Below are 25647 nucleotides of genomic sequence, written 5' to 3'. Positions count from 1 at the left end.
CTACGGCCTGCTCACAGCCGGCTACGCCACACCGCTTGACGGGACTCGCCGCGCAGAACGACCCGGCATGTTCGCCGACTCCCTCGGCCGCGTCCAGTGCTACACCGACAAGCAATGCGCCGCCACGACCGCGTCCAGTTCTGCGCGCTCGCGCAGCGTCTCGGCGGGCGGCGTGGGCGGAACGGAGAAATTCTCCGGGTTTTTGAGATCCCCGTGGCCGGCCACCGGTCTTCACGTCCGTAAGGATCACCAGCACTCCAGGAAGCACCCTGACTCGATGAAGCGATCTTGGCACCTTGTCCTCGCGGCGGCTCTCGTCGCGGGAGCCGCCACACCGGTGGTCGCGGTGGGCAGCGCAGTCGCCGCAGACGGCGACATCACCGCGGCCGTCCTGGCGAACCGTGATGTCGTCCTGACCGGCGACGCGGTCGTGCGCGTCCCGCAGGGAACCCACACGTACACCGGCGTGATAAGCGGTGAAGGAGCCCTTCGCGTGTCCGGCACCGGCACGCTGGTCCTCGCCAAGGACAGCACCTTCACCCTGCCGCACTCCCGGCAGCACCAGAGGGTCCAGATCCCGGGCGACAACCACCCGTACGTCGTGGTCGGCAGTCCCGACGAGCCCGCGGTCACCGTGGACGCGGGGGCAACGCTCCAGTACGGCACCGGCGGTACGACCGGCCTGATCGGGTCCTTCCCGTACAACACGCCCGGTTACCAGCAGAACCAGGACAACATCCGGGTGGACGGCACACTGCGCCTCTCGCTGACCCGGCTGTTCAACCTGGGCATCATCAGCGGCTCCGGCCTGGTCACCCAGCCCCGGAACATGTGGGGAACACTCCAGATCTGCGGTACCAACCCGTTCTCCGGCATCCTCGACAACGGCACGGGCGTCAACTTCGCGAGTACCACCTGTGCCGCCGACCTGCCAGGCGCCCGCTCCATCGTCAACCGCGGTTCATGGATCATCGACACCCCGCTCGACCACACTGTCGTACAGCGGCAGAACTTCTACAGCCACGAGTACGGCAACGACGTCAACGTGCACTCCCGCCCGGGCAGCAAGGTGGTCCTCACCGGCGTCTACAGCTGGAGTGACAGCGGCGACGGGGCGGCGCCCTCGCTGAGCGACCCCGGACTGAACTGGCGACCCGTGGCCCACAAACTCAACAAGCGCGGCACCAACATCGAGGGCGCCGACGTCCAGTGGGGCGACGGGACCACGCACCAGATCTTCATGCCCGGCACGGCGCAGACGGTCTACATCAACCTGCACGCCAGACGGCAGCGCTCCCGGCTCACCTTCGACTACAACGGACCGGTGACCCTGGGCGCGCCCATCGGCGGCGGCATGTATCACGACACCCTCAGTGCTCCCGGCGCCGGGGACATCGTCATCGCCGGCACCAGCGGCAACGACGTGACCTTCGCAGCAGCGCAGTACTACGACGGATCCACCACCATCGACAGGAATGCGACCCTCCGTCTCGGCGCCGGGACCGCGGGCGGCGACGGAAGCCTCCACATCGGCGGAGCCCTCGACAAAGTGATCGACAACGGTTCACTCGTGCTCCGCAACACCGGGGCACCCATCTCCCTCCCGGCGGTGACCGGCGCCGGGTCGGTGACGCAGAGCGGAGCCGCGGCCACCACCGTCACCAGCGCGGCCTACACCGGCGCCACCACCGTGGCCAAAGGCAGCCTGATCGTCTCCGGGACCTCTTTGCGGACATCCAGCGCGATCTCTCTGACCGGTCCCTCGGCCGTCCTGGACCTCAGCACGGCACGCGACACGACCCTGCGCAGGCTACAGGTGGTCACAGGCGCGAAGATCCTTCTTTCCCGGAACTCCCCCGAGTTGACCGTCGGTTCGACGACCGCAACAGTCTCGGGTACCCGTCTCGCCATCGGCGGGGCGCGCTTCTCCGTCAGCCGGGCCGGCGCCCACACCGTACTCACCGCTCTCGCCTCCTCCGCCGCGACAGGACCGACACCCTCCCCGGCCAGGACCGCCCGAGCGGGCACGCCCCTGGGCGCCTCCACCGGCACCATGGCGGACACCGGCAGCCACGTCGGTTCTCTGTGGACCATCGCAGGACTGGCGGGCGTCGTTCTCGCCGGCGTCGCCGCGGTCTTCGTCTTCGTACGCAGCCGCTCGCGTCTGCGTACGTCCCCGCGTCACTCCCGCTGATCCCCGGCCGCCACGGATTCCACGGGCCCGCCCCACAGCTGTCAGCGCTCACCCCATACGATGGCATCGCTGCCGCGGTGTCTGCGATACCGACGGCGGTTGCCCGAGGACCCCCGCAGCCTGGCTCGTTCGGCGCGAGCGGGGCTTCGTACCCGCGGCAGGTCGAAGGGAGACCCGATGCCACAGCATGCCGCGCCCGCGGCCGACGTGATCGTCGCGGCTCGGGCGGGCGAACGCCACGCCCTGGAAGAGCTCAGCTCCCGGACGCTTCCGCTGGTCTACAGCGTCGCGGCACGTGCGCACCCGTACCGCGACGACGTCGACGACATCGTCCAGGAGACGATGATGCGCATCCTGCGCGGCATCGGGGGACTGGAGCGCCCGGAGGCGTTCCGATCCTGGGTGATCACCATCACCATGAACGAGGTCCGCGACCACATCCGCAGGCGCGGCAGGAGGGAGACGACGGGAGCGGCGTTCGACGCGGCCGCGCATCGGCCCGACCCGGCCGCCGACTTCGCCGAGGGGGTCATCCTCAACCTGCGGCTGTCCGGGCAGCGCGAGGAGACCGTGCGGGCGACCCGCTGGCTCGACGAGGACGACCGGGAGCTGCTGTCACTGTGGTGGCTGGAGACGGCCGGCCGGCTCGCCCGGGCCGAGCTCGCTTCCGCTCTGGACATGACCGGCCATCAAGCTGCGGTACGGGTACAACGCATGAAGGAGCGCCTGCACACCTCCCGCGTCATCGTCCGAGCCCTCGCGGCCAGGCCCGCATGCGGAGAACTGACCCGGCTGACCCTGGACTGGAGCGGCGCCCCCAGCGGTCTGTGGCGCAAACGCCTCGGCCGCCATGTGCGGCAATGCCCGCAGTGCATGCGCCACGAGGAAGGCATGCTGGCCCCGGAAGGACTGCTGGCGCCCCTGGCCCTCCTGCCCGTGCCGGCGGCACTGCTGGCCTGGCGCCCGTGGCTGTCCACGGGAACGCACACCGCGGCGGGCGAGCACGCCGGCACCACGGCCACTTCGAGTGGCGGAGGTTCCGCGACGGCAGGGACCGCAGGGACGAGTCTCACCGCGAAGGCCGTGGTGGCGGCGACTGCGCTGCTCGCCGTGGGCGGTGGCGTACTCGTGTACGCGGCCCCCTGGTCCAGCCCGTCGGCGCGTCCGGCCACCGCCCCGACGGCTTCCCGCCCGGCACCCGCACCCTTGTCCACCGCATCCGCATCCGCATCACCGTCGCGGGCGGCACCGGCACTGGGCTCGGCCGTCTCTCCTCCCTCGCCCCGGCCGCGGTACGGGTCCGTGGTCGACACCGTGGACAGCGCGCCGCCGCCGGACCGGCCGCCCGCGGCACTGCCCCACCGCCCGCAGACCGCGGTGACGATGACGGGGCTCAAGCGGCACCTGGACGGCTACCAGCTCGTCCACCGCGGGGACACGGTGGTACTGCGCGGGAAGGGCTACTTCACCGTCCACTGGGACGTGATGTACGGGCTGCGCCCCGGGCTGCTGACCATGCCCTCGTGGACCGGACTGCGAGGAAGGCTGTTCCACGTGGCCTCGGGCGGCGGCCACCGCATGGACGATCTCCAGCCGGGCGCGACCGCCGGCGGCACCTGGATGGGCAACAGGCAGCAGGGACTGATCACCCTCCCGCCGGGAGCCCAACAGATGTGGCAGAACGAGTACTACTACCTCGACGGCAGCATCACACTCCACCTCAACGAAACCCAGGCCGACTACAACCTCGACGTCCTGCCCTCCTCCTGGCAGCAGACAGCGGACGACATCGCCACTCCCCCGGCCCCGCACTCCGCCGACCGCGAACGGTACGGACTCGTGCGCGACACCGGCCGCGACGACGCCCCCGTACCGCAGTACACCACCCGCTCCACGCCGACCGACGCGGGCACCGTGCCCCAGCGCTCCGTCGTGTCCTGACGTTGCGCGATCTGCCCGGGCGGCGGGGCGGTGCGAGGGTCCCACACGCTCTGATCGACCTGCGCAGGAAGCCACCCCACAGCCCGGCCGACTACCGCCACGCGCTCACTGCAGTGCGCCTTCCAGAGCACCCTGATGACCGGAAACCCACTGACAGGCTCTCTGTACGTCCCTCACCACCCCGCCGGACCGAAGCCGGACCATGGCGACGTGTCCTGCATCAGCATTGACGAAACCTCCCGGCAAGGACGACTCAGGCACCCCTACACACTGCCCGATCATTACCTCGAATTCCTTCGAGGAGATGCTCACCTGCACGTGGGCGCTGTATCACGTGCGGCGGAGCCTGCCCGTCGCGAAGGCCGACCCGACCTGCCGCGGCCGGGCGCTGCACTCGGTGAAGCGAGTCGACGTGGGCGGGGCGTCCGCGCTGGGCGGAGGCTGCGGAACATCTCGGAGCGGTACGGCGTCCCCGATGGCCTGAGAAGGAGAGGATCCGCCGGAGACACGGAGGTGAGCATGTGTGACGTGCGGAGGGACGTACGGGAATCGGGTTCGCACGGCGGTGACCTGCTGTGAGTGCGAGCGAGGGAGAAGCCCGCACGGTAGGTGGAGAACTGGCCGGACAAAGGGTCGTGGTGGGGGGCAGCGCGGGAATCGGTCTCGAGACGGCACGGCAGGCGCGTGCGTCCCGCGGCGAGGTGGTGCTCGCGGCGCGGAACGCCGATCGTCTCAAGCGGGCGGCGGACGAGTTGAGTGCCCCGTGTACGGCCGCGTTCGACGCCACGGACACTGATCGTCTGGAGCGCTTTCTGTATGAGCTGCCGAGGCCGGTCGACCATGTACCGGTCACAGCGGGCAGCCCGTCGTAGACACCCCTCGACGAGCTCGACCTGCCCGACTCCGGACATGACTTCGGTGGGCGAATCGCGATGATGCCGTGGACACACCGCTGTCGGCCTCCCTCCTCGGTCACCGACTCGAAGCATGCCGGGAACAGTTGCGGAAGACGCTGCCGATCGGCCGGAGGAGCGGCGGCCCTGCGGATGTCGCCGCCCTGGCACTGCGCATCATGGCCAACGGAGCCCTCACCGGCGCCACCAACGACATCGACGGCGGCCAGCAGCTCGTCGCGCACTGCTGGTCTGATCAGCAGCCCGGGGCCGCAGTCGCAGTGTGGGCTTCCCCGCGCCTTGCACGTTCGTCCTCCGGGCACGCCCACATGGCGAACTCTGCTGCGTTGGTGCCACTCCCCGTGTGGGCAGATCGCCTGCTGGTTGTCCCAGTCGCTGGTGAAGGCCGCCTTGCCGAGGCCGTAACCCGCCTTGGCCTGGCTGCTGTGGTCGGCGGCGACGGGGCCGAGCAGGGTGATGCCGCGCACCCGTTGTGCCCGCTGGATCCTGGACGGCGGAGATGGTGGTGGCGGCATGGATCACCGGCTCGGGGCGTTCTTCGTCGCGGGTTTTCGTGAAATGTGTGGTCGCCGACATGCTCGAACGGCGGATTCCACAGGTCATGACGATGCTGCTGGATGCGGCAACACACATCACCGCGTTCGTCGACGTTCCGCCGGCGCACACTGCGAGAAGACCTGGTCGACCAACTCGCTGGAACGGCAGGTCTTCGACCGACGCTGCGTCTCCGCAGGTTCTCCGTGGCCGGCCGACCCCCGTCGAACCGGCTGAAGACGGCCCCGGCCTCCACAGCAGCCGGAGCCGAATCGGTCCGGTGGCTCGGCTCGTCATGTCCAGGCGTGCCACCGGCCGAGTAAGTCGCCGTTACGCCCCGGCCGCCTCGATGAACTCGCGCACGGCGCTGCGCGGGTCTCCCGAGCGCACCAGTGCCTCGCCGACCAGCACCGCGTCAGCTCCCCAACCGCGGTACTCCGCAACATCCTTGGGGCCCGTCACTCCCGATTCCGCGACCTTGACCGTGCCTTCCGGGATGGCCGTCACGAGGTCGGCGAACACCTTGCGATCCACGTCCAGCGTCGTCAGGTCCCGAGCGTTGATGCCGAGGAGCTCTGCGCCCGCGGCGATGTTGCGCCACAGAGGCATGACGATCCGGCCCGTCACCAGGGCACCGAACGCGCAAAGCCACAGAGCCCACCAGTAGACCTTCGCGGGCGCGGAGTAGCTGAAGGTCGTGGTCTCCTGCAACTGGTGGACGAACGCCAGTCCCAACGCCAGGTACAACAGCAGGTGCAGGCCGTGCCAGACCTCGTACCGCAGCCGCCCCCTCACGTACCGGGCGGAAACCGCGGCGACCACGACGACGATCGCCGCGGCGCACATCCCGAGCAGGGAGGCCGGGACACCGGCCAGCGCGAGGAACGTCTTCGTCATCGACGCGCCAGCGAGACTCGCGTAGCCCAGCACCACCAGCACGGCGTGGGTGAGGATGGTCCACAGCAGGGTGAAGCCGACCCACCGGTGCCACACAGTCAACCGGTCCATGCCGATACGGCGGTCGAGCCACGGCAGCCGGGCCACCAGCAGCAGTTGGAACAGCATCAGCACAGCGGCGTGCAGGCCGAAGAACTTGGCGCCCGTGAGCACCCCGTTCGCGCCGGACCCAGCGGTGAAGAACAAGGCCTCGACGGTCACCAGGTTGGTGATGACGAACGTCCACAGCGCCCAACGCGCCGCAACGACCGGAGGTATGATGCCTTGCCGCACCCGTGAAACTGTCGCCTCCACCGCTTCCCCTCTTGTTCATGTGACTCGTGCCCGGCACCCGCGGCCCGGACCGTCCATGGGTGCAGCCGGCCGCCCACAGGCCCTTCAGAGGTTCCGTCGAGGACATCTGGCATCTGATCACTCCTTGTCCAGCGGCAGTACCGGCGCCGTCGCTGGGTACGCTGAGTGATTAAGGTCTTGATCACAAGATCGCAGGGCGGTTGGGGTATGCATGACGAGTCCCGGTGCCTGGCGGCATGCACTGCTCGGCGCGGTGGACACCGCGCGCAAAGACCGCTGGATTCCTGCTCGGCTACGACCTGACCTGTCCCCGTGGCGGCTCGGCGGAGCGCCTGCGCTCAGTACGCGCTTCCCTGCTCTCGTCCTGGATCTCGATGTGGAAGTCCGTGAGCACTGCGGCGAGCGGTACATGGCGGTAGAGGACCGCCCTGGCATCTTGCGGTCCGCCAGGCGGGTCCTCCCCTCCGCACATGCGCGACCGGCTGTCCCCGGCCGGCCCCCCCTCGACGAAGAGGGGCGGAACCAGCGCCTCCGTAGCCCTACCGCGGTCACGGTGTGCCGTTCCTCCGTCGCACCCCGCAGCGCGTGGAACGGCGAGGGAGCAGCACCGGTTGCACGAGCCGACGCCGCTCCACACCGCTGCGGGCGTTGATCAGAGCGACCAGCAGATCGACCGCTTCGGTGCCCACCTGGTCCGGACGGAGGCTGACAGTGGTGACGGGCGGAGCTGTGCCCGCGTAGTCCGGATCCCCGGTGACGCACGCCACCAGCAGATCCCTCGGCACCCGAAGACCGTGCTGGCGCGCGGCGGCGAGGATGTTGTGACCGGAGTCGGAGTAGACGCCGATGACGGCGTCCGGTGTCGGATCGCGATCGAGGAGTCGGCTGACCGCGTTCTGTTCAGACGTGAAGTAGTCGGGCAGCGAGGCGTGCTCCTCCACGAGGGCGGGCATGCGGTGTTCGTCGCACCAGGACCGGTAGGCGTGTGCGGTCAGGGGCGGGTACGCATCGTCGTGAAGAGGCAGGGAGAGCCCGATCCGCCGGGCGCCGGACTGCGCGAGGTGGTCGAGCAGAAGGCGCAGGCCCGATTCGTGGTCGGCGTCCACCCATGCGTCGCACCGGCGCGGCTGGGGCGGCCGGCCTTCGCTGATCATCGGTATGCCGCGCTCCCGCGACCGGCCGCTCCCCGGCGCGGGTGGCCACCGTAGTGCTGAACGGGCCGGTGTCCACCGAAGCCCACGGAGGCGCACCGGCCCAGGCGATGGCCGTCGGCAGCGACGGAAGGATCCTCGCGGTCGGGTCCGACGCGGAGATACGCCGTCGCATCGGCCGCCGTACCGTCGTCATCGACGCTCACAGAGGTACGGTCATGCCGGGCCTCCAGGACGGGCACATGCACCCGCTCGCTGCGGCCATGCGGTCCCTGAACCCGTCTCTGCGCAATCAGGACATGACAGTTCCGCAGTTCCGGGCCATGCTCCAGGAGCATGCTGGACGCCACGGCGCCTCAGGAACCGGACGGCTGGCTCCACGTCACCGACCGGACCCGGTGGGCCTGCAGCCCGCGGGCACCGTCGCAGACAAGACGCTGCTCGACTCGCTGAACACCAGGCGCCCGGTCTACCTGCAGGGGTTCGGACTTCCACAACAGCCTCGTCAACAGCCGGGCACTCGCGCTCGCGGGAGTCGACCGCGGCACCGCCGACCCGGCAGGCGGGCACATCGTCCGCGACAGCGCGGGGAACCCGACCTGTCTGCTCAACGACAACGCCCAAGGGCTCGTCTCCGCGGTGGTTCCTCCGCCGAGTGCCGACCAGGTCGACGTCGCCCACGCCAGGATGGCCCACACGCTCCCGGCCAACGGCATCACGTCCTTCCTCGACGCCGCCGGCAGCGAGGACAGCGTCAAGACCTATGCCGACCTCGCCAAGAAGCCCCAGGCGGCAGCCGAGTACCTGCACGACGTGCGCAGAGGTTACGCCGGACCGGCCACGCTGCGACTGACGACGGCCAAGGCGTTCCTCGACGGCGTGATGGAGTTCCCGGCCCGGACCGCCGCCCTGCTGACGCCCTGCCCGGGCGCCCGGGGCAAGCCGACCGACCACCGCGACGACCTGTACGTCAGCGACCGGGACTACCAGGCTCTTGTCCGCGCCCCGGACGCGGACGGACGGCAGATGCACACGCACGCCATCGGCCACCGGTACGGCGACCCACGTGTTCCACGTCCTCGACGGGTTCGCGGCCGCTGATCGGCTCCGGGCGCCTCGCCTGTCCGTGACGGCCTCCAGAACTCCAGGCTGCTCGCCCCACGACAGGCCGCCGAGGGAACACGGGACGAGCCGGCCCGCCGCGGCCATGGCCTCCCCCGGCACGCGTCCCAGTATCATCGACGTCACCCTGAGCATGCGAAACCACGAACGGGTCGAACGAGACGCGCAGCTTCACCATCGGCCCGTTCCCGGCGGTCTGTGAGTCGATCTTCGCGCTCGGGCCTGATGGACGTACCGGCGCGGGCCGGTCGCGGGAGGAGTGCGCGGTGTCTTTGACCGACAAGGCCATCGAGCACATCCGTGAGCTGATCCGCAGCGGCGCGCTGCCTCCGGGTTCGAAACTGCCACCGGAGGCGGACCTCGCCGCCCAGCTGGGTCTGTCCCGCAATCTCGCCCGCGAGGCCGTCAAGGCGCTGGCCGTCGCACGCGTGCTGGAGGTCCGGCGAGGTGACGGCACGTACGTGACCAGTCTGGAGCCCAGTCTGCTGTTCGAAGGCCTCGGCGGAGCCGTGGAACTCCTCCAGAACGACTCGGCCGCGCTGCTGGACTTGATGGAGGTCCGCAGGTTGCTGGAGCCGGCGGCGACCGCGCTGGCCGCCACCCGGATCTCCGACGAGCAGCTCGCCGAGGTCAAGCGCCATCTGGACGCCATGCGCGGGGCCCGCGACGACGTCGAGCAGCTCAACGCCCACGACGTGGCCTTCCACCGGGCCGTGATCTCCGCGACGGGCAACAACTCGCTGCTCACGCTCCTGGAAGGCATTTCGGGCCGTACGCTGCGTGCCCGGATCTGGCGCGGCCTGGTCGACGATCAGGCCGCGGGCCGCACGCTCGCCGAACACGAGTCGATCTTCTCGGCCCTCTCGACCCGCGACGCCTTCCTGAGCCAGGCCGCCGCCCTCCTGCATGTCAACAACACGGAGCAGTGGTTGAGGGAACACCTGCACTCCTCGGAGTCACTCGGCACCGGCTCAGTGGGACGTCGACGGGGTGCTCCGGCGAAGCCCCGCCACCAGGAGGAGTGAGGAGCTCCCAGCCCCTACCAAGCCATGTCGGCAGAGGGCCGGCTCGCTCCGGAATGAGACAGCGGGGCAGGAGACCGACAGCAGTCAGTCCGGTGCCGGGTGCCTGCCGCTATCGGACGGTCCAGACGCTGCGCGGCCTCGGCCAGGAACGTCTCGGCGGAGGCGGCGGCCAGGTGCTCCACCTGCGTGCCGGGGTCGCGTTCGCCATGGCCGCGGCCGAGCAGACCGGCGAAGGCACCGTGCGCCGCGCCCGGGACCTCGGCCGGGGTGACGTGGAGCAGCACGATGTCGGCGTCGTCGGGCGCGTGGGCGCGGACGGCGCTGCTTCGACATGCCGGCCGGGGAGGCCGATCTGCGGCACGTCGTCGACGGCCTCGACTCGCCGCGCTGATCACGTCGACGGCGCGGCGACGAACTCGCCGCGCTCGACCGGGATGCAGCTGAAGTACTGCTCCGGGACCGCGACCTCGCCGGCCACGCCCCGGCGCCGGGGCGGCCGCTGCATCGTTCGACAAGGTGGTCCTGACCCGCTCTGGGATGCCGTCGAGGAGCACCTCGGCCGCCGGCGTCGCCGCCGGGACACCGGCCATGGAAGCGGCCACCGTGCGCGTGGCACCGGAGGGCCAGGGCAGCCACTGGTCGGGCTTCACGGCCGGCCCCGCCCGTCCGTCTCCCCCTTGGCGGGTGGGCGGGGCCTTCCGCTGCACGCGGGCGTTCTCAACTCCGGGTCGGATCTTGAGCCGTGACAGCTCTGGCAAGGTACCGGGCGTCAGCCCTTGCCGGAGAGGCGCCAGACCTGGTTCTTCTTGGTGCTCAGCACGTTCGCCGGGTCGCAGGTCCACTGGTGGATCAGCGCGCCGGCCGTGGTGGACACCTTGCTGACGTCGACGCACTTGCCGCTGTGGACGGCGACCAGTTGGTAGTCCTTGCCGTTGCCGAGCGCGGTGACGGGGTCGAGGGTGAACTGCTGGTTGGTGCCGCCGTTGCAGGTGTACTGGATGACGGCGGCGCCGTCGGCGGTGGACGCCCCGGAGACGTCGAGGCACTCGCCGCTGAGCTCGTTCACCACGGTGTACGTGTTCGTCCTGCCGCTCACCGGCTTGAGGTCGAGCATCTGCTGGTAACCGCCCTCGCAGTAGTACTGCTGGTACTGCGTGCCGTTGGCGGTGCTCAGGTTGGTGTCGTCCAGGCACTGGCTGCTGTTCTCGCTGACCGCGACGGTCGAGATCGTCGTGTTCGACGGCGGGAGCAGGGTGACGGTGTAGCCGTCCTTGGCGTTCGCCCAGGGGATGCTCACCGACGCTGCGTCGTTGCTGACACTCAGGGTGGTGTCGGAGACCGTCTCCGGTCCGGCGACCGCCGCGCCGTTGTCGTACGGGACACGCTGGACGACCGCACGGACCTGGTTGTTCTCCACGACCGACGTGGTGTTGAGGCCGGTGAGGTTGACGGTGACCGTACCGGTGTTGCCGTTGCTGCCGAGCAGGATCTTGGCGTTCTCGGCGGTGTTGTCCTTGGTGGCGAGGCCGTCGGTGTTGGTGCCGGGGACGAGGTTGACGATGTTGCCGGTCTGCGAGCCGTAGTAGCGGTACAGGAACCACTCGCCGAGCGGCAGGTACTGGCCGGTGCCGTTCTTGGTGAGCAGGTTCGCCTCGTCGTCGTGCAGGCCCGTGCCGGAGGCCCAGTTGCCGCGCAGACCGTCGGCGCCGGCGCGCTCCAGGCGGCCGACGAACCAGGCGCCGCCACCCGGGGACTGCATGGACGGGGTGGCGTACTCGTTGATCTGGTAGGGGCGGGTGCGGGGCAACCCGGCCGCTGACAGGACGGAGTTGACGCGGCCGACGTCGGTGGCGGGGTCGCCCGGCTCATCGTGCCAGCTGTAGATGTCGGGGGCGACGTTGTTGGCCTTGACGTAGTTCAGGTAGGCGGTCCACCAGGTGTTGGAGGAGTTCGGCTGGGAGGCCGTGCTCGGTCCGACGATGAGCTGGCCCGGGAAGGCTGTCCGGACCCGGGCGTAGAAGCGCGACCACATCTGCAGGTACTGCGCCTGCGAGGGCTTCCAGAAGCCGGCCCCGTCGGGCTCGTTCCACAGGTCCCACTCGACGGTCATGTTGTTGGCTTTGACGTCGTTGATGAGCTGGGTGACGAAGTTGTCGAACTGTGTCCAGTCACCGTTGTCGCCCGGCCAGCCCTGGTTGGTGGTGCCGTCCGCGCCCCACAGGTCGTGCGGGAGCAGCACGAACGTGCCGCCGAGCGCGACGGTCCGTTTGTACTGCGCTAAGGTCGCGTTCCAGCGGGTCTGGTAGTCGGCGAGGCTGGTGGCGTAGCCGCCGCTGTTGAGCTGCGCGCCGCCGGCCCGCATGAAGTGCCACTTGATGTCCTTGAAGAAGTGGTCCTGCGGCAGCGAGCCGTCCGGCGTCATGCCGTAGATCATTCCGGAGGCGTGGTACGTCGGGGCGCCGCCGGCGGTGGCGAAGTCGACGGTGACGCTGGTGTCCGCGGCTTGGGAGGGTGCGGCGGGAACCAGGGTCGAGGCGACGGCGGCCATGAGCAGGGCGACGGACGAGAGGGCTCGGCGTCTGGTCCGGAGGACGGTTCTGGGAATGGGCGACTTCATTGTGCGGCTCCTGGGGAGAGGGGAATGAACCGGGACCCGAGTGGCCCCGGGGCTGTGGGGAGGCAGTCGGTCAGTGGCCGTCTCGGTGTGCGTGCGCTTGCGCGAGGAGGAGGTAGCTGCTGGCGGTCCAGGTGTAGGCGCGGTCGCGCAGGCCCGTCCCGGTGAGGGCGTCGAAGTTCTCGGCGAAGCCGTGCGTCTCGCACAGGGCGCGGAAGCGGGCGCTGATGTCGTCGGCCAACCGGTGGTGGCCGGCGCGGCGCAGGCCGTCCTCGACGAGGACGGTGGCCGGGGCCCAGATGGGGCCGCGCCAGTAGCCGTCGGCGAGGTAGTGCGGGGAGGTGGGCGGTTCGGTGGCCAGGCCGTACGGCGTCAGGTGGGCCTTGATGCGGTCGGCCAGCGCGCTGCTGATCTCGCCGGGCAGGTGTTCGCCCAGCACGATGGGCATCAGGTCCAGGAGGCTGGCGCTGCTCCAGGTGTCCCCGGTTTCGGCCCCGCGGGCGACGAACCGGTCGCCGGTCCAGAGCTGGTCGAGCAGGGCCGTCTGTGTCTCCTCGGCCGTGCGCGTCCACCGATCCGCTTCGTCCGGCCTGTTCAACTCGGCGGCCAGGGCGGCGAGTTCGTGCAGCTGGAGGATGAGGAAGGCGGCCAGGTCGGCGGTGACGACCACCCGCTCGGGGTCGAAGGTGGTGGCGTTGTCCCAGCCGCTGTCGTTGCCGTGCTGGTAGTAGGCGAGTTCGGCTCCTGGGGCGCGCCGCGCGGTGAGCCAGAAGCCGGTCCAGCGCGTCAACCGGTCGTACACCTCGGCCAGTTCCGCCTGGCTGAGCGTCGTCGGAAGCCGACGACGAAGGTGGCCGAAGGCCCAGCCGTGGATGGGCGGCTTCACGAAGTTGTGGAGGACCTCCGAGTGAGTGACCGAGTCCGGCAGGGCCCCGGCGGCGTCCTGGTGGTCGAAGGGCAGGTGGAACTGGTCCAGGGCCAGTCGCGGTGAACCGGAGGCCAGCGCAAGGGCGTTGAAGCAGTGGTCCCAGCTCCATACCTTGTCCATCCAGTGCTTGGACATCAGCACGGCGGGCCGGGTGACCAGGCCCGTCGGCGCCACGGTCGCCGACCAGACGACGTACGCGGCGAGTTCGGCTGCCGGGGTGGCGGACGAGCGCCAGGGGGCCACCGCGTCGACGAAGTCCCTGAAGGCCCCCTCTGCGGACTTCATGATGTCGTCGAAGGTCACCGAGGACGTGTACGGCGGGCGGGCTGTGTCGAGTTCCTCGACCGCGATCTCCCAGGTGCCGTTCGCCTCCGCGGTCACGGCGACACCGCGGTCGGCGCTGCCCAGGGCCTGGGCACCGGCCGCCACGGCGAGGGTGCCGGACAGCACGGTGACGCGATAGCGGCGTCCGGTCTCGTATGACGTGAAGATGTGCGCGTCCGCCGCCGGGTCGTGGAAGAAGTACGTTCCGCTGAACGGGGTCAGGGTCTGTGCGACGGCGAAGACGCCGAAGCCCAGGCCGTTCCCCCGCAGTCGTACGGTGTCCGGTGACTCGTAGGCGAGGTCGACGCGCCCGCTCGCGCCGGCCCAGCTGAGCAGGCCCGGTGTCGCCTCGACGCGGGTCTCGACACGCTCCCCCGCGGCCGGGTCCAGGGGGACCAGGCGCAGGACGGCGTGCATGCCGTTCTGGTGCGAGACGAGGTGGAGATCTTCGGCGTAGGTCTTCTCCGCGACGACGGGCGAGATGTCGAACCAGGATCCGTAGGTGCTGAACGGGATGTCGTGGACGGAGAAGGCCGGGCCGGTTCGGACGGCGGTCATACGGTGGGACTCGTTTCTGGGGCAGGGGCGAAGGTCGGCCGACGCGCAGTCGGGTCAGCCGTCGTGCGGGAGCGGGAGGGCTGTCAGTCCTTGACGGCACCGGCGGTCACGCCGGCGGCGACGTAGCGCTGGGCGAGGACGAGGATGACCGCGGCGGGCAGGGAGGCCACGACGGCGGTGGCCATGATGGCGTTCCACTGCTGGTTGTTGTTGCCGATGTAGTGGTAGATGCCGAGTGTGATCGGCTCGTGGGCGCCGCCGCCCCCGAGGGTGCTGGCGAAGACGAAGTCGGACCAGGACCACAGGAACGCGAACAGGGACACCGTGACGACGGCGTTGCGGCTGATCGGCAGGACGACGGACCAGAAGGTGCGCAGCGGCCCGGCGCCGTCGGTCGTGGCGGCCTGGAGCAGTTCACCGGGGATGCCGGACATGAACGCGGTGAAGATGAGGACGCCGAACGGGACGGCCAGGGTCGAGTCGGCGACGATCAGGCCGGGGACGGACTGGAGCAGACCGAGCTGGAGGTAGATGGCGTAGAAGCCCATCGCCATGATGATGCCCGGGATCATCTGGGCGGCCAGCAGGACGAAGTTGACGATGCCGGCGCCGCGCGGGCGCAGCTTGGCGAGGGCGTAGCCGGCGGGAGCGGACAGGGCGACGGTCAGGACGACGGTGCCCAGGCCGATGACGAGGCTGGTGCCGAGGTAGGGCAACTGCTCGTCGAGCACGGTGCGGTAGCCGGCCAGGGTGCCGTGCAGCGGCAGCAGGTCCGGCGGGCTCTTGCGCATGTCCTGGTCACGGGTGAGAGAGACGTTGAGCATCCAGTAGACCGGGAAGAGCATGATCCCGGTCAGCGCGACGCCGATCGTGGTCTTCACCCAGTTACGCTTGCGGCTTCGGCTCATGACAGCGCCTGCCTTCTCTGGGTCCGGACGTAGACCAGGCCGAAGACCAGGGCGACGACCACGAGCAGGTTGCCGACGGCCGCGCCGGGGCCGAAGGCGGGCAGGAGGTTGCCGAAGCCGAGCTGGTAGGACCAGGTGGCGAAGGTGGTGGACGAGTCCGCCGGACCGCCCTTGGTCATGATCCAGATGATGTCGAAGACCTTGAGCGTGTAGATCAGACCGAGCAGCAGCGTGATCGCGGACACCGGGCGCAGCAGCGGGAAGGTGACCCGCAAGAAGCGCTGCCAGGCGTTCGCCCCGTCGATGGCGGCGGCCTCGTACAGGCTCGCGGGGATCGATTGCAGGCCGCTGTAAAGGACCACCAGGTTGAACGGGACACCGATCCAGACGTTGGCGATGATCACCGAGGCCAGCGACCAGGACGGCGAGGTCAACCAGTCGACCGGCCCGATACCGATGGCGTGCAGGGCGGCGTTGACGACACCCGACTCGCTGTTGAGCATCCACGACCAGGTGGAGGCCGAGACGATCAGCGGCAGCAGCCAGGGCACCAGGAACAGGGCTCGCAGGGTGGCGGAGAGCCGGAAGTTCTGGTTGAAGAACACCGCGAGTCCGAGCCCGATGGCGTACTGGAACGCCAGGCACACGGTGGTGAACAGCGCGGTGTGGACCAGGGCCGGGGCGAAGGTCGGGTCGGCGAAGACCTTGCGGTAGTTCGCCAGGCCGGTGAACGGGGCGTCGCCCTGGACGAAGGACCGGACGGTGTAGTCGCGCAGGCTCAGGTCGAGGTTGCGGTAGAGCGGGTAGGCGTAGAAGAGGGCGAGATAGACGGTCACCGGGGCGAGGAATCCCCAGGCGGCCCACTGGGTGGAGGTGGGCCGAAGGCGTTTCGTGGCGGGGGCCGGGGGCGGGGCGGCGGCCGCCCCGTTCCGGACGTGCTCGGACCGGTGGTCCGACAGCTGTGTCGTCTGGTTCATCAAGGACCCTTGTGATCGGGTTACTTGGCAGCGGACTGGGCCGCGGACAGCGCGTCCTTGGGGGACTTGGACCCGCTGAGGGCGGACTGAACGGCCTTCCACATCTGCTCGGAGATCTTGGGATACGTGGTGCCCAGGCCGTCGCTGGTGCGGCCCTTGGCCGCCTTGACCGCGTCGACCCACGGCTTCAGGTCGGCGTTCGCGGCCACCTGCTTGTCCTGGACCTCGCTGGTGGGGGCCACGTAGGACAGGGTGGTGTCGGTGTCGTAGAGGCTGTCGGCACTGGTCAGGCAGGTCACCAGCTTCTCGGAGGTGGCGTAGCGGCCGGTGTCCTGCTGGACCGGGACGGTCACGAACTCGCCACCGGTCGGGGCTGCGGTGTTGCCGCCCGTGGCGGCCGGGATGGGCAGCACCCCGTAATCGAAGCCGGCCTTCTTGGCGCCTGCGAGCTGCCAGGTGCCGTTCTCGGCGAACGCGTAGTCGCCGCTGGCGAACTCCTGCCAGCTGGTGGTCTGGGTGTTGTCGAGCACCGAGTTGGGCGCGTAGCCGTTCTTCAGCCAGTCCTTCCACAGGGTCAGCGCGGACACGCCCTGGGAGGAGTCGAGTGCGGTCAGCTTGGCGCCCGAACCCCAGAACCAGGGCAGGAACTGGAAGCTGCCTTCCTCCGTGCCGATCGCCGAGAACGTGATGCCCTTCTTGCCCGCCTGCTTGACCTTCGCCAGCGCGGCCGTCAGCGAGTTCCAGTCCTTGACCGAGGCGATGTCGACGCCTGCCTGCTTCAGCACCTTCTTGTTGTAGTAGAGGGCGAGGGTGTTGGCGCCGATCGGGGTGCCGTACGTCTTGCCGCCCGACTGGCCGGCCGCGAGCAGATTGGGGTCCACCTTCGAAGTGACCAGCTTGGTGTCGTCCGTCGTGGTGAGCACGCCGGCCTCAGCCAGCGTGGACACCACCGGGTTGTCGACGATGAGGACGTCCGGCGAGTTGCCCTGCTGCGCCGCCAGGAGGGTCTTGTTGCCCAGGTCGCTGGTGTCGAAGGCAGTCCGCTTGATCTTCACTCCGGCCTTGGTGCCGCACTGGTCCAGCAGCTTCGCCCAGGCCGAGGTCTTGTCGAACTGCGGGTACGGGTCCCAGACGGCGTACGTGCCGCTGCCGGGACCCTTGGTGCTGGTGCCGCCGGAGCCGGAGGAGCAGGCGGCGGCACCGGCGGCCACGGTCATGACGGCCAGGGACGCGGCGGTCAGACGACACTGTCTGGAGAAGCTGTTCATCGCGAGGGTTCCTTCGGTCTGGGCATGCGGGTGCCGAGGGCGCGGGGTGATGAGGAGGAACGGGCACGCCGAACAGCACCGATGAGCTGTCGGTCGATCGGCGGTGGAGTAGGTGCACGGGGGTTACCCGTGGAATGGGGTCAGGACGCCGTAGCGGGCCCGGTGCTGGCACGCAGGGAGATCGGCGGCACGAGGAGATGGTTCCGGGGCGGTACGTCGGGGTGGTCGAGGCGCTCCACCAGCAGGTCGACGGCGCGCCGGCCCATCTCCTCCGCCGGCACGTCGGCTGCGGTGAGCTGCGGGGTCACCGTCTCCGCCCACCGGCCGGCGACGACCCCGGTGACGGAGAAGTCGCGCGGCACATGGCGGCCCGCCTGGGCGAGCCCGCGGTAGAGGCCGCCGAGCGCGGCCTCGTTCAGCGTGACCAGGGCCGTGGTGGCCGGGTCGTCGTGCAGGATCTGTTCCAGGCAGGCCTGGCCCGATGCCGCGTCGTCCCCGCAACAGTACGTCCGCACGGTCAGCCCGCGTTCGGCCGCGGCCTTGGTGAAGCCGTCCAGGCCACGGTGCGCGGACTCGTACCCGGCCCGCAACAGTTGCTCGGGACGGTTGACGAAGGCGACCCTGCGGTGGCCGAGGTCCGCCAGGTGGTGCACGCAGGCCGCCGCCAGCGTGGTGTGATCCAGGCCCACCCACCAGCCGCCCTCCGGATGGGCGGTGCGGCCGATGGCGACGGAGGGGAAGTCCAGGGCCGCCAGGTGCTCGACCCGGTCGTCCTCCAGTCTGATCTCCATCAGGATCGCCCCGTCGACCCTCCGCTCCCCCAGCAACCGCTGGAACGAGCGGTCACTGTCCACACCGCTCGGTGACAGCAGCACGTCGTAGTCGTGGGCCGCCGCGGCCTCCACCACACTGCCGATGAAGTCCAGCTGCATCCCGGTGTAGTGGTTGCCGGCCGGAGGGAACACCAGGCCGATCGTGCTGGTCCGGCCGTTGGCCAGGGCGCGTGCGCTGGCGTTCGGGCGGTAGCCCAGCTCGTCGATGACCTGCTGGACCTTCCGGCGGGTGTCGTCCGAGACCGGGCGCTTGCCGCTCAGCGCGTAGGAAACGGTGCTCCGTGACACACCGGCCCGCCGCGCGATCTCACCGATATTCACGACGACTCCTTTTTCGAACCGGTTCGACTCTACGAAGAGGGAGCCGCTCACCGGTCGTGAGGGCGTGGAACGGATCAGGAGCGAGAGCCGGTCGTCGAACCGGTTCACGTGAAGTGAAGGTAGGAACTCCTCGAACTCCTGTCAACACTCCTGGATCGACCTTTCCGACCCGTATCGCTCCGAGGAGAACCTTGTGTTGGAGGGATTGCTGGTCAGCCTCGCCGGTGCTAGTTTCCCGAACCGGTTCGATGAGCAAGCCTTGCGACAGCCATGGCCGCACGCCGCGCCTCCCCCGGAGCGCAGGGGCACGAACCCCGCCGTCCAGAAGATTTGCCCGTATCGCTCGCCGCACCACCGAACCGGTTCGACGCACACGCCGCCATCGGGATCCACGTATGTGAGGAATCGGAGGACCCCGTCCATGCCATTCGCTGACAGACCCGCCCGGCGACGCCGGGGGCCGGCCGCCGTGGCCGTCGCTCCGGGCGCGGGCCTGCTGGTCGCGCCGGCCGCCCCCGCCCAGGCGGCGGACCCGCCCCAGCCGGCCGCCCACTACACCTTCGACCACGACGACCTGGCCACTGCAAAGATCGCCGACAGTTCCGGCAACGGGCTCACGGCGAGCCTGGTGAACGGCTCCACCGCCCAGTCCATCGTGGGCGCGGACGGCGGGAAGGCTCTGGCCTTGCCCGGCGGGGCGCCCGACTCGGATGGTGCGTACGTCCGTCTGCCCCGCGAAGTGCTCGGGGACGCGGCGGACCTGACGGTCTCCGCCCGCGTGAAATGGAGCGGTGACGCCTCGCCCTGGCAACGGATCTTCGACCTGGGCACCAACACCACGAAGTACCTTTTCACCACCCCCTCCGATAGCGGTGGCGTGCTGCGCACCGCCGTCACCACCGGCGGTGGCGGCGCCGAGGCCCAGGTGAGCGGCTACGCCGCGCTTCCCGCGAACCAGTGGCGAACCATCACCGTCACGCTCGACAGCTCCGCCCGGCGCGTCACCACCTACCTCGACGGGGTCGCAGTGTCCTCCGCCGCGACCGGCGTCAGGGCCAAGGACCTACTGGACAGCTCCGCCACAGCCGCCGGTTACATCGGCAAGTCCCTCTACCCGGACCCGCTGTTCAAGGGCGCGATCGACGACTTCACCGTATGGCACACCGCGCTCACCCCCGACCAGGTGGCCGGTACGGTCGAGCACGTGCTCAGCCTCCGACAGCTCTCGCAGACGTCGTTCGACGTGCGTACGACGACGGGGACCGCCCCGTCCCTCCCGGCCGCCGTCCGCTCCTCCTTCTCCGACGGGTACGACCGCGACACGCCGGTCGCCTGGGACGCCGTACCGTCCGAGAAGTACGCCCGGCCGGGGACCTTCACGGTGGCCGGCACGGCGGCCGGGCGCGCGGTGGAGGCGTCGGTCACCGTCGTCCGCGAGGGACAGCTGGAGGTGGATCTCGGCTCGGACACCGGCGCCTTCCACGGCGGCGCCTCCGGCACCCTCTACGGCGTGTACGGGCCGGACGTCCCCACCAACAACCTCATCGAGGGCATGGGCCTGCGCACGGTCTCCACCAAGGCGCAGGACGGCCCGCAGCACCCCGGCGCCGACGCGCTGGACGTGGTCAAACCGCTCGCCGACTCCACCCACGGTGACGTGTACGTCTACATGACCGACGTCCACCGCGGCTTCCCGTACGAGTGGCCCGGCGACACCCCAGCGGAGAAGCTCAGACTCTACGAGGAGAAGATCGCGAAGCAGGTCGACCAGGTCCTGCAGCTGCCGAAGCAGTACCAGGACCACATCGTCTTCGTGCCGTTCAACGAGCCCGAGGGCAACATGTTCGGCACCGGCGAGTGGTGCTACGACAAGGTCAGCTGGCTCACCGACCCCAGGGACTACTTCGCCGCCTGGGACGAGGTCTACGAACTCATCAGAGGCAGGATGCCCCGTGCCCGCATAGCCGGCCCCAACACCAGTGTTCTGTTCGACCAGGTGAAGGGCTTCCTCAGCCACGCCCTCGCCGCCGGCACCCTCCCGGACGTCGTCACCTGGCACGAGCTGAGCCACCCGGAGGCGGTGCGCCAGAGCGTCGCCACGTACCGGGCCTGGGAGCAGGAGCTGTTCAAGGGCACCGACAAGGAAGGCACCCAGCTCCCGGTCAACATCAACGAGTACGCCTTCAACTACCACACTTCGGTGCCCGGACAGATGATCCAGTGGGTGTCGGCGATCGAGGAGTCCAAGGTGGACGCCGACATCGCGTACTGGAACATCGACGGCAACCTGTCCGACTCCGCTGTGCAGTCCAACCGCGGCAACGGCCAGTGGTGGCTGCTGCACTCGTACGCCTCGATGAGCGGGCACACGGTGAAGGTGAACCCGCCGTTCCCCGGACAGAACTACACCATGCAGGGCGTGGCCACGCTCGACGAGCAGAAGAAACAGGCCCGGCTGCTCTTCGGCGGGTCCGACGGCAAGGGCCACATCACCTTCGCGGGCGTCCCCAAGACGGTCTTCGGGCCTCGCGTGCACGCCTGGGTGCGGGAGATCGAGTGGAGCGGCCAGGTAGGCGACAACTCCGGCCCGAAGCTGCTCACCGAGACGAACCTGAAGGTCGGTGACGACGGCACGGTCGTCGTCGACTTCGGCGACGGCGCGCTGCCGAGGCTGAAGGAGTCCTCGGCGTACGAGATCGTCCTCAGCCCGGCCGGCACGGCGAAGGGCACTCAGTCACCGCCCGTGCGCTGGCAGGGATCCTACGAGGCGGAGGACGCCGCCCACACCGGGTCCGGCTACTCAAAGAACGGCCCGGAGGGCTCGACCGCCGATGTGTCGAAGTTCTACACCTCCGGCGGCTACGACGTCGGCGGGCTGCGCACCGGCTCGGATGTCACGCTGGACTTCGGCGTGGACGTGCCCGAGGACGGCACCTACGACCTGAGCGTCTTCGCCAACTCCCTGAACACCTACGACAAGGTGAGGGAACAGGGCCCCACCAACGTCTTCCTGCGGGTGGACGGCACGGCGGGCAGCGAACAGCAGCTGTTCCTACCGCTCGGCTACAAGTGGGTGGTCTGGGACCACACCGACACAAAGGTCCGCCTCACCAAGGGCAGACACACCCTCACACTCGCCGCGAAGAGCCTCGACGGCAAGCGCGCGACCAAGGGGGACGCCATCGTCGACCGGCTCACCTTGTCCCTGCCGAGCGCGTCGGCGGCCGCCGAGGTCTACGAGGGCGAACTGGCCTGGACGAGCGGCGGAGCGCGTCCCGTCTACGATCTTCCGGAGCACACCGGGACCCCTGCCACCGGCTCGGGCGCGGTCCGGGTCGCCAAGAACCAGATGGCCACGTTCTGGGTCTACTCGCCCGCCGACCGAGAGGCCACTCTCAAGGTCGACACGCTCGGCGGCGCGGACGCCCGGCTCTCCGTCAACGGGCACGATGTCCTGCGCCTGTCCAAGGACACGGACGAGGTGGCCGTCTCGCTCTCGGGCGGCATCAACAAGGTGACGGTGACCGGCGGTCCGTCCGCCACGTTCGTCGACCGGCTCACGGTCGGACTCACCGACGGAACACTGATGGCACGTACGTACGAGGCGCATGAGGCCAAGCTCAGGGGTTCGGCCATGCTGACCCCGCTGTCGCTGGCGACCGACGGCACGGCGATCACCGGGATCGGGGGCGATCCGGGCAACGGGAACACGGCGACGTTCACGGTCGAGGCGGACGTGGCCGGCCTGTACGCGCTGCGCGTCCGCTACTCCAACCCCGAGCAGTCGCAGGCCACCCACTACAACCCCGACCCGCTCGCCCGCCACGCCGACGTCACCGTCAACGGCGGCACGGTGCAGCGTGTCAGCTTTCCGCACACCTTCCACCGGAACAACTTCTGGGAACTGACCGTCCCCGTCCACCTCGAAAAGGGACAGAACACGATCGCTTTCCGCTCCGAGGAACTGCCGAACTTCGACGGCACCACCTACGCCTCGGACACCTTCCCCGGCATCCTGCTCCGCTCCCGCTACGCGCCGCTGATCGACCGGGTCACCATCGCACCGTACGCACGGGAAGTGCGGTGAGCTGATCACCACCGCCGGGCCGGTGCGCAGGGAATCCGCGCCCCGAGTCACCGCTGCTCTGCGGCCGGTCCGGCGATTCAGCAAGCATCCGCTTTGGGCTGTGCCGATGGCGGTTCGAGTCGCCGCAGGCGCAGTACAGACCCGGAACGGGGACGCAGTGACACCGACTCACCCGGGCCGGGCTGTGCTGCTGCGCTCGACCAGGCTGGTGGCCAGGTCCACACGCAGCGCGGACGGCTCGTTGCCCCGGGCGAGGTCGATCACCATGCGCGCGGCGACTTCGGCCATCTCGGTCAGCGGCTGGCGGACGGTGGTCAGGGGTGGGCCGACCCAGCGGGCGATGGGCAGGTCGTCGAAGCCGACAACGCTGAGATCCTCCGGGATCCGTAGGCCCAGCTCCCGCGCGGCCTCGTAGAGGCCGAGCGCCTGCAGGTCGTTGCCGGTGAAGATCGCCGTGGGCCGGTCCTTGCGGCGCAGCAGCTCGCGGCCCTCCCGGTAGCCGCTTTCGTGGTGGAAGCTGCCCTCGCGGATCAGTGCGGGATCGAAGGCGACGCCGGTCGTCTCCAACGCGGCCCGATAGCCGTCGATCCGGGCGCGGCTGCACATCATCCGCCGTGGTCCGGCGACCATGCCGATGCGCCGGTGGCCCAGGTCGAGCAGGTGGCGGGTGGCGGCGACGCCGCCGTTCCAGTTGGTCGTTCCGACCGCCGGAATGTCCTGACCGGGATCCCCTGCCGGGTCCACCACCACGAACGGGATGTCACGACTGGTCAGTTGTGCTTGCTGGGCCCTGTCGAGCCCGGACAGCACCAGGAGCACGCCCGTGGGGCGGCGGGCGAGCACCCCGTCCAGCCAGGACTGCCCAAGGCTGAGCCGGCCCGAGGACTCCGACAGGACGACGCTCATTCCCTCCTCGCGGACGACGTTCTCGACCCCGCGGATCACCTCCATCGCCCAGGCGCTCTCCAACTCGTGGAACACCAGCTCCAGCAATGGGCTGGACGGGGCGCTGTTGCCGCGGCGCCGCTGGTAGCCGTACTGGTGCAGCAGTTCCTCCACCCGCTCCCGGGTGGAGGAGGCGACGTCCGCGCGGCCGTTGAGGACTTTCGAAACAGTCGGTGTGGACACTCCCGCCTCGCGCGCGATTCCGGCGAGTGTCGCCGCTCTGGTCACGATCCCTCCTGTGCTGCCCTGGTGCGCGACGTACGAAGTCCTTGCGACTGTACGGGACGGATGCCAGCTGGTCAGGGCTTCGCCGTTACGCCCGTATCGAGATGGCCCTGCCAGATCCTTGACGGCGGTCGATGTGACGCCTAGGTTTCCCGCATCATTCGGAACTTGCTTCGAAACTATCGACGGATGGCGAGCCATGGGTTCTCTTCGCGTGACCGTTCACAACAGTGCAACCCGGAACAGATTCGCCGCAGTTGCGGCAGCGACCGCGCTGGTGCTCGGTCTGACCTCCGCGTGCGGGTCCAGCGGCGGCTCCAACTCCGGGACGATGCACGTCCTCGTCTACGGGGACGCCGCGAACAAGGTCGAGAAGCAGATTGTCGACACGTTCAACAAGACCTCGAAGGTCAAGGCGGTGCTGGACACCATCCCGGGCGCCGACTACCAGCAGAAGCTCAACACGATCATCAACACCCCGCAGGCCCCGGACATCTTCTTCAACTGGGGCGGCGGCAGCATCGCGCCCTTCGCCAAGAAGAACCTCCTGCTCCCCCTGGACGACATGATCGCCAAGGACCCGGGGCTCAAGTCCAACTTCCTCCCCTCGGTATTCAACACCGCGGTGGTCGACGGCAAGTCCTACGGTGTCCCGATGCGCGGCACGCAGCCCGTGCTGCTCTTCAACAACAAGAAGGTCCTGGCGAGCGCCGGCCTGAGCGTCCCGCGGACCTGGGACGACCTGATCAACGACGTCAAGGTGCTCAAGGCCAAGGGCCTGACCCCGATCGCGCTCGGCGGCGGCGACCAGTGGCCCAGCCTCATGTGGTTCGAGTACGTCTTCGACCGGGTCGCCGGACCGGACCTGTTCCAGAAGGCGCTCGCAGGTGACAAGAGCGCGTGGGCCGGCCCGGACAGCCAGAAGGCTCTGGGCATGCTGAAGCAGTTGATCGACGCCGGCGCATTCGGCGGCAGCTTCGACTCGGTGAAGTACACCGACGGCGGGTCCCCGGCGCTGCTGGCCAAGGGCAAGGCCGCCTTCGAGCTGATGGGCTCCTGGGAGTACTCCACCCAGCAGTCCAACAACCCCGACTTCGCCAAGAACGACCTCGGCTACAGCGCCTTCCCGACCGTCAGCGGCGGCAAGGGCGACCCGAAGGACGTCGTCGGCAACACCAACAACTTCTACTCCGTCGTGAAGAAGACCCGGCACCCCGACGCCGTGGCGGCCTTCCTCAAGCTCATGTACTCCGACGAGTTCGTGAAGGCACAGCTCGGCATAGGCAACCTGCCGACCACCACCAACACGGCCAACTTCCTGTCCACCTCGGCCAGCCCGGACTACTCGCAGTTCCAGTTCGACCTGGTCAAGGCGGCGCCGTCGTTCCAGCTGTCCTGGGACCAGGCCTACCCGCCGGCGGCGGCCACGCCGCTCCACACGGCCGTTCAGAAGTTCTTCGACGGCAAGAGTGACGCCAACGGCTTCATCCAGGCGATGCAGTCGCTGTCCAATTCCTGAGTAGGACC

At 69.3% G+C, this 25647-nt stretch carries 15 protein-coding genes and 3 pseudogenes; 8 read left to right on the top strand and 10 right to left on the bottom strand.

Annotation, left to right across the window (positions count from 1 at the left end):
• The first annotated feature begins 277 nt into the window (after window positions 1-277).
• From BIV23_RS39355 to BIV23_RS54190, 4 genes and pseudogenes are all read left to right on the top strand, one after another.
• Window positions 278-2194: a hypothetical protein gene (locus tag BIV23_RS39355; protein ID WP_079173701.1), complete on the top strand. Its 1917-nt coding sequence runs from the start codon at window positions 278-280 to the stop codon at window positions 2192-2194.
• Window positions 2195-2371: 177 nt separating this feature from the next.
• Window positions 2372-4135 carry an RNA polymerase sigma factor gene (locus BIV23_RS39350; protein WP_071385798.1) on the top strand — a complete coding sequence of 588 codons (1764 nt, stop codon included), beginning with the start codon at window positions 2372-2374 and terminating at the stop codon, window positions 4133-4135.
• A gap of 575 nt (window positions 4136-4710) precedes the next feature.
• The gene (locus BIV23_RS53710) at window positions 4711-5007 is read left to right on the top strand and encodes an SDR family NAD(P)-dependent oxidoreductase (protein ID WP_342746405.1); all 297 of its coding nucleotides are present in this window, start codon (window positions 4711-4713) and stop codon (window positions 5005-5007) included.
• Window positions 5008-5611: 604 nt separating this feature from the next.
• Window positions 5612-5751, top strand: a pseudogene (locus BIV23_RS54190) (IS256 family transposase); the annotation flags it as partial.
• Between the two features lie 162 nt (window positions 5752-5913).
• On the opposite strand, the gene BIV23_RS39340 reads toward BIV23_RS54190, so the two are convergent.
• Both BIV23_RS39340 and BIV23_RS39335 read right to left on the bottom strand, forming a co-directional pair.
• On the bottom strand, window positions 5914-6813 hold the full coding sequence (locus BIV23_RS39340; RefSeq protein WP_079173700.1) for a ferric reductase-like transmembrane domain-containing protein: 900 nt from the start codon (window positions 6811-6813) through the stop codon (window positions 5914-5916).
• Window positions 6814-7382: 569 nt separating this feature from the next.
• A complete protein-coding gene (locus BIV23_RS39335) occupies window positions 7383-7988 on the bottom strand; it encodes a substrate-binding domain-containing protein (protein ID WP_245790862.1) in 606 nt (201 codons plus the stop codon).
• A gap of 543 nt (window positions 7989-8531) precedes the next feature.
• Here BIV23_RS39335 and BIV23_RS39325 point away from each other — a divergent pair.
• Window positions 8532-9086, top strand: a pseudogene (locus BIV23_RS39325) (amidohydrolase family protein); the annotation flags it as partial.
• A gap of 287 nt (window positions 9087-9373) precedes the next feature.
• On the top strand, window positions 9374-10132 hold the full coding sequence (locus BIV23_RS39320) for a FadR/GntR family transcriptional regulator (RefSeq protein ID WP_071385794.1): 759 nt from the start codon (window positions 9374-9376) through the stop codon (window positions 10130-10132).
• Between the two features lie 113 nt (window positions 10133-10245).
• Here the strand turns inward: BIV23_RS39320 and BIV23_RS39315 are convergent.
• The 7 genes and pseudogenes from BIV23_RS39315 to BIV23_RS39285 form a co-directional block, all read right to left on the bottom strand.
• Window positions 10246-10524, bottom strand: a pseudogene (locus BIV23_RS39315) (hypothetical protein); the annotation flags it as partial.
• Between the two features lie 377 nt (window positions 10525-10901).
• A complete protein-coding gene (locus BIV23_RS39310; RefSeq protein ID WP_071385793.1) occupies window positions 10902-12749 on the bottom strand; it encodes an RICIN domain-containing protein in 1848 nt (615 codons plus the stop codon).
• Window positions 12750-12819: 70 nt separating this feature from the next.
• Window positions 12820-14556 carry an amylo-alpha-1,6-glucosidase gene (locus tag BIV23_RS39305; protein ID WP_071385792.1) on the bottom strand — a complete coding sequence of 579 codons (1737 nt, stop codon included), beginning with the start codon at window positions 14554-14556 and terminating at the stop codon, window positions 12820-12822.
• A gap of 83 nt (window positions 14557-14639) precedes the next feature.
• Window positions 14640-15464 (bottom strand): carbohydrate ABC transporter permease, encoded by an 825-nt coding sequence (locus BIV23_RS39300; RefSeq protein WP_071385791.1) that lies wholly within the window; start codon window positions 15462-15464, stop codon window positions 14640-14642.
• Window positions 15461-16441 carry a carbohydrate ABC transporter permease gene (locus tag BIV23_RS39295; protein ID WP_071385790.1) on the bottom strand — a complete coding sequence of 327 codons (981 nt, stop codon included), beginning with the start codon at window positions 16439-16441 and terminating at the stop codon, window positions 15461-15463. Before BIV23_RS39295 ends, BIV23_RS39300 begins: the two co-directional genes overlap by 4 nt.
• Window positions 16442-16461: 20 nt before the next feature.
• Window positions 16462-17709, bottom strand: a complete 1248-nt coding sequence (locus BIV23_RS39290) for a sugar ABC transporter substrate-binding protein (protein ID WP_071385789.1) — start codon at window positions 17707-17709, stop codon at window positions 16462-16464.
• A 140-nt stretch (window positions 17710-17849) separates the two neighbouring features.
• Entirely contained in the window at window positions 17850-18863 is a 1014-nt protein-coding gene (locus BIV23_RS39285; RefSeq protein ID WP_071385819.1) for a LacI family DNA-binding transcriptional regulator, read from the bottom strand.
• Window positions 18864-19284: 421 nt separating this feature from the next.
• On the opposite strand from BIV23_RS39285, the gene BIV23_RS39280 reads away from it, so the two are divergent.
• On the top strand, window positions 19285-22950 hold the full coding sequence (locus BIV23_RS39280; RefSeq protein WP_079173698.1) for a LamG-like jellyroll fold domain-containing protein: 3666 nt from the start codon (window positions 19285-19287) through the stop codon (window positions 22948-22950).
• A 168-nt stretch (window positions 22951-23118) separates the two neighbouring features.
• On the opposite strand, the gene BIV23_RS39275 is transcribed toward BIV23_RS39280, so the two are convergent.
• The gene (locus BIV23_RS39275; RefSeq protein WP_425443574.1) at window positions 23119-24123 is read right to left on the bottom strand and encodes a LacI family DNA-binding transcriptional regulator; all 1005 of its coding nucleotides are present in this window, start codon (window positions 24121-24123) and stop codon (window positions 23119-23121) included.
• 211 nt (window positions 24124-24334) lie between these two features.
• On the opposite strand from BIV23_RS39275, the gene BIV23_RS39270 reads away from it, so the two are divergent.
• A complete protein-coding gene (locus BIV23_RS39270) occupies window positions 24335-25639 on the top strand; it encodes an ABC transporter substrate-binding protein (RefSeq protein ID WP_245790861.1) in 1305 nt (434 codons plus the stop codon).
• The last annotated feature ends 8 nt before the right edge of the window (window positions 25640-25647 follow it).

It is taken from the genome of Streptomyces monashensis (assembly GCF_001866665.1).
Taxonomy (GTDB): domain Bacteria; phylum Actinomycetota; class Actinomycetes; order Streptomycetales; family Streptomycetaceae; genus Streptomyces; species Streptomyces monashensis.
This window is presented reverse-complemented; position numbering and strand designations above follow the sequence as displayed.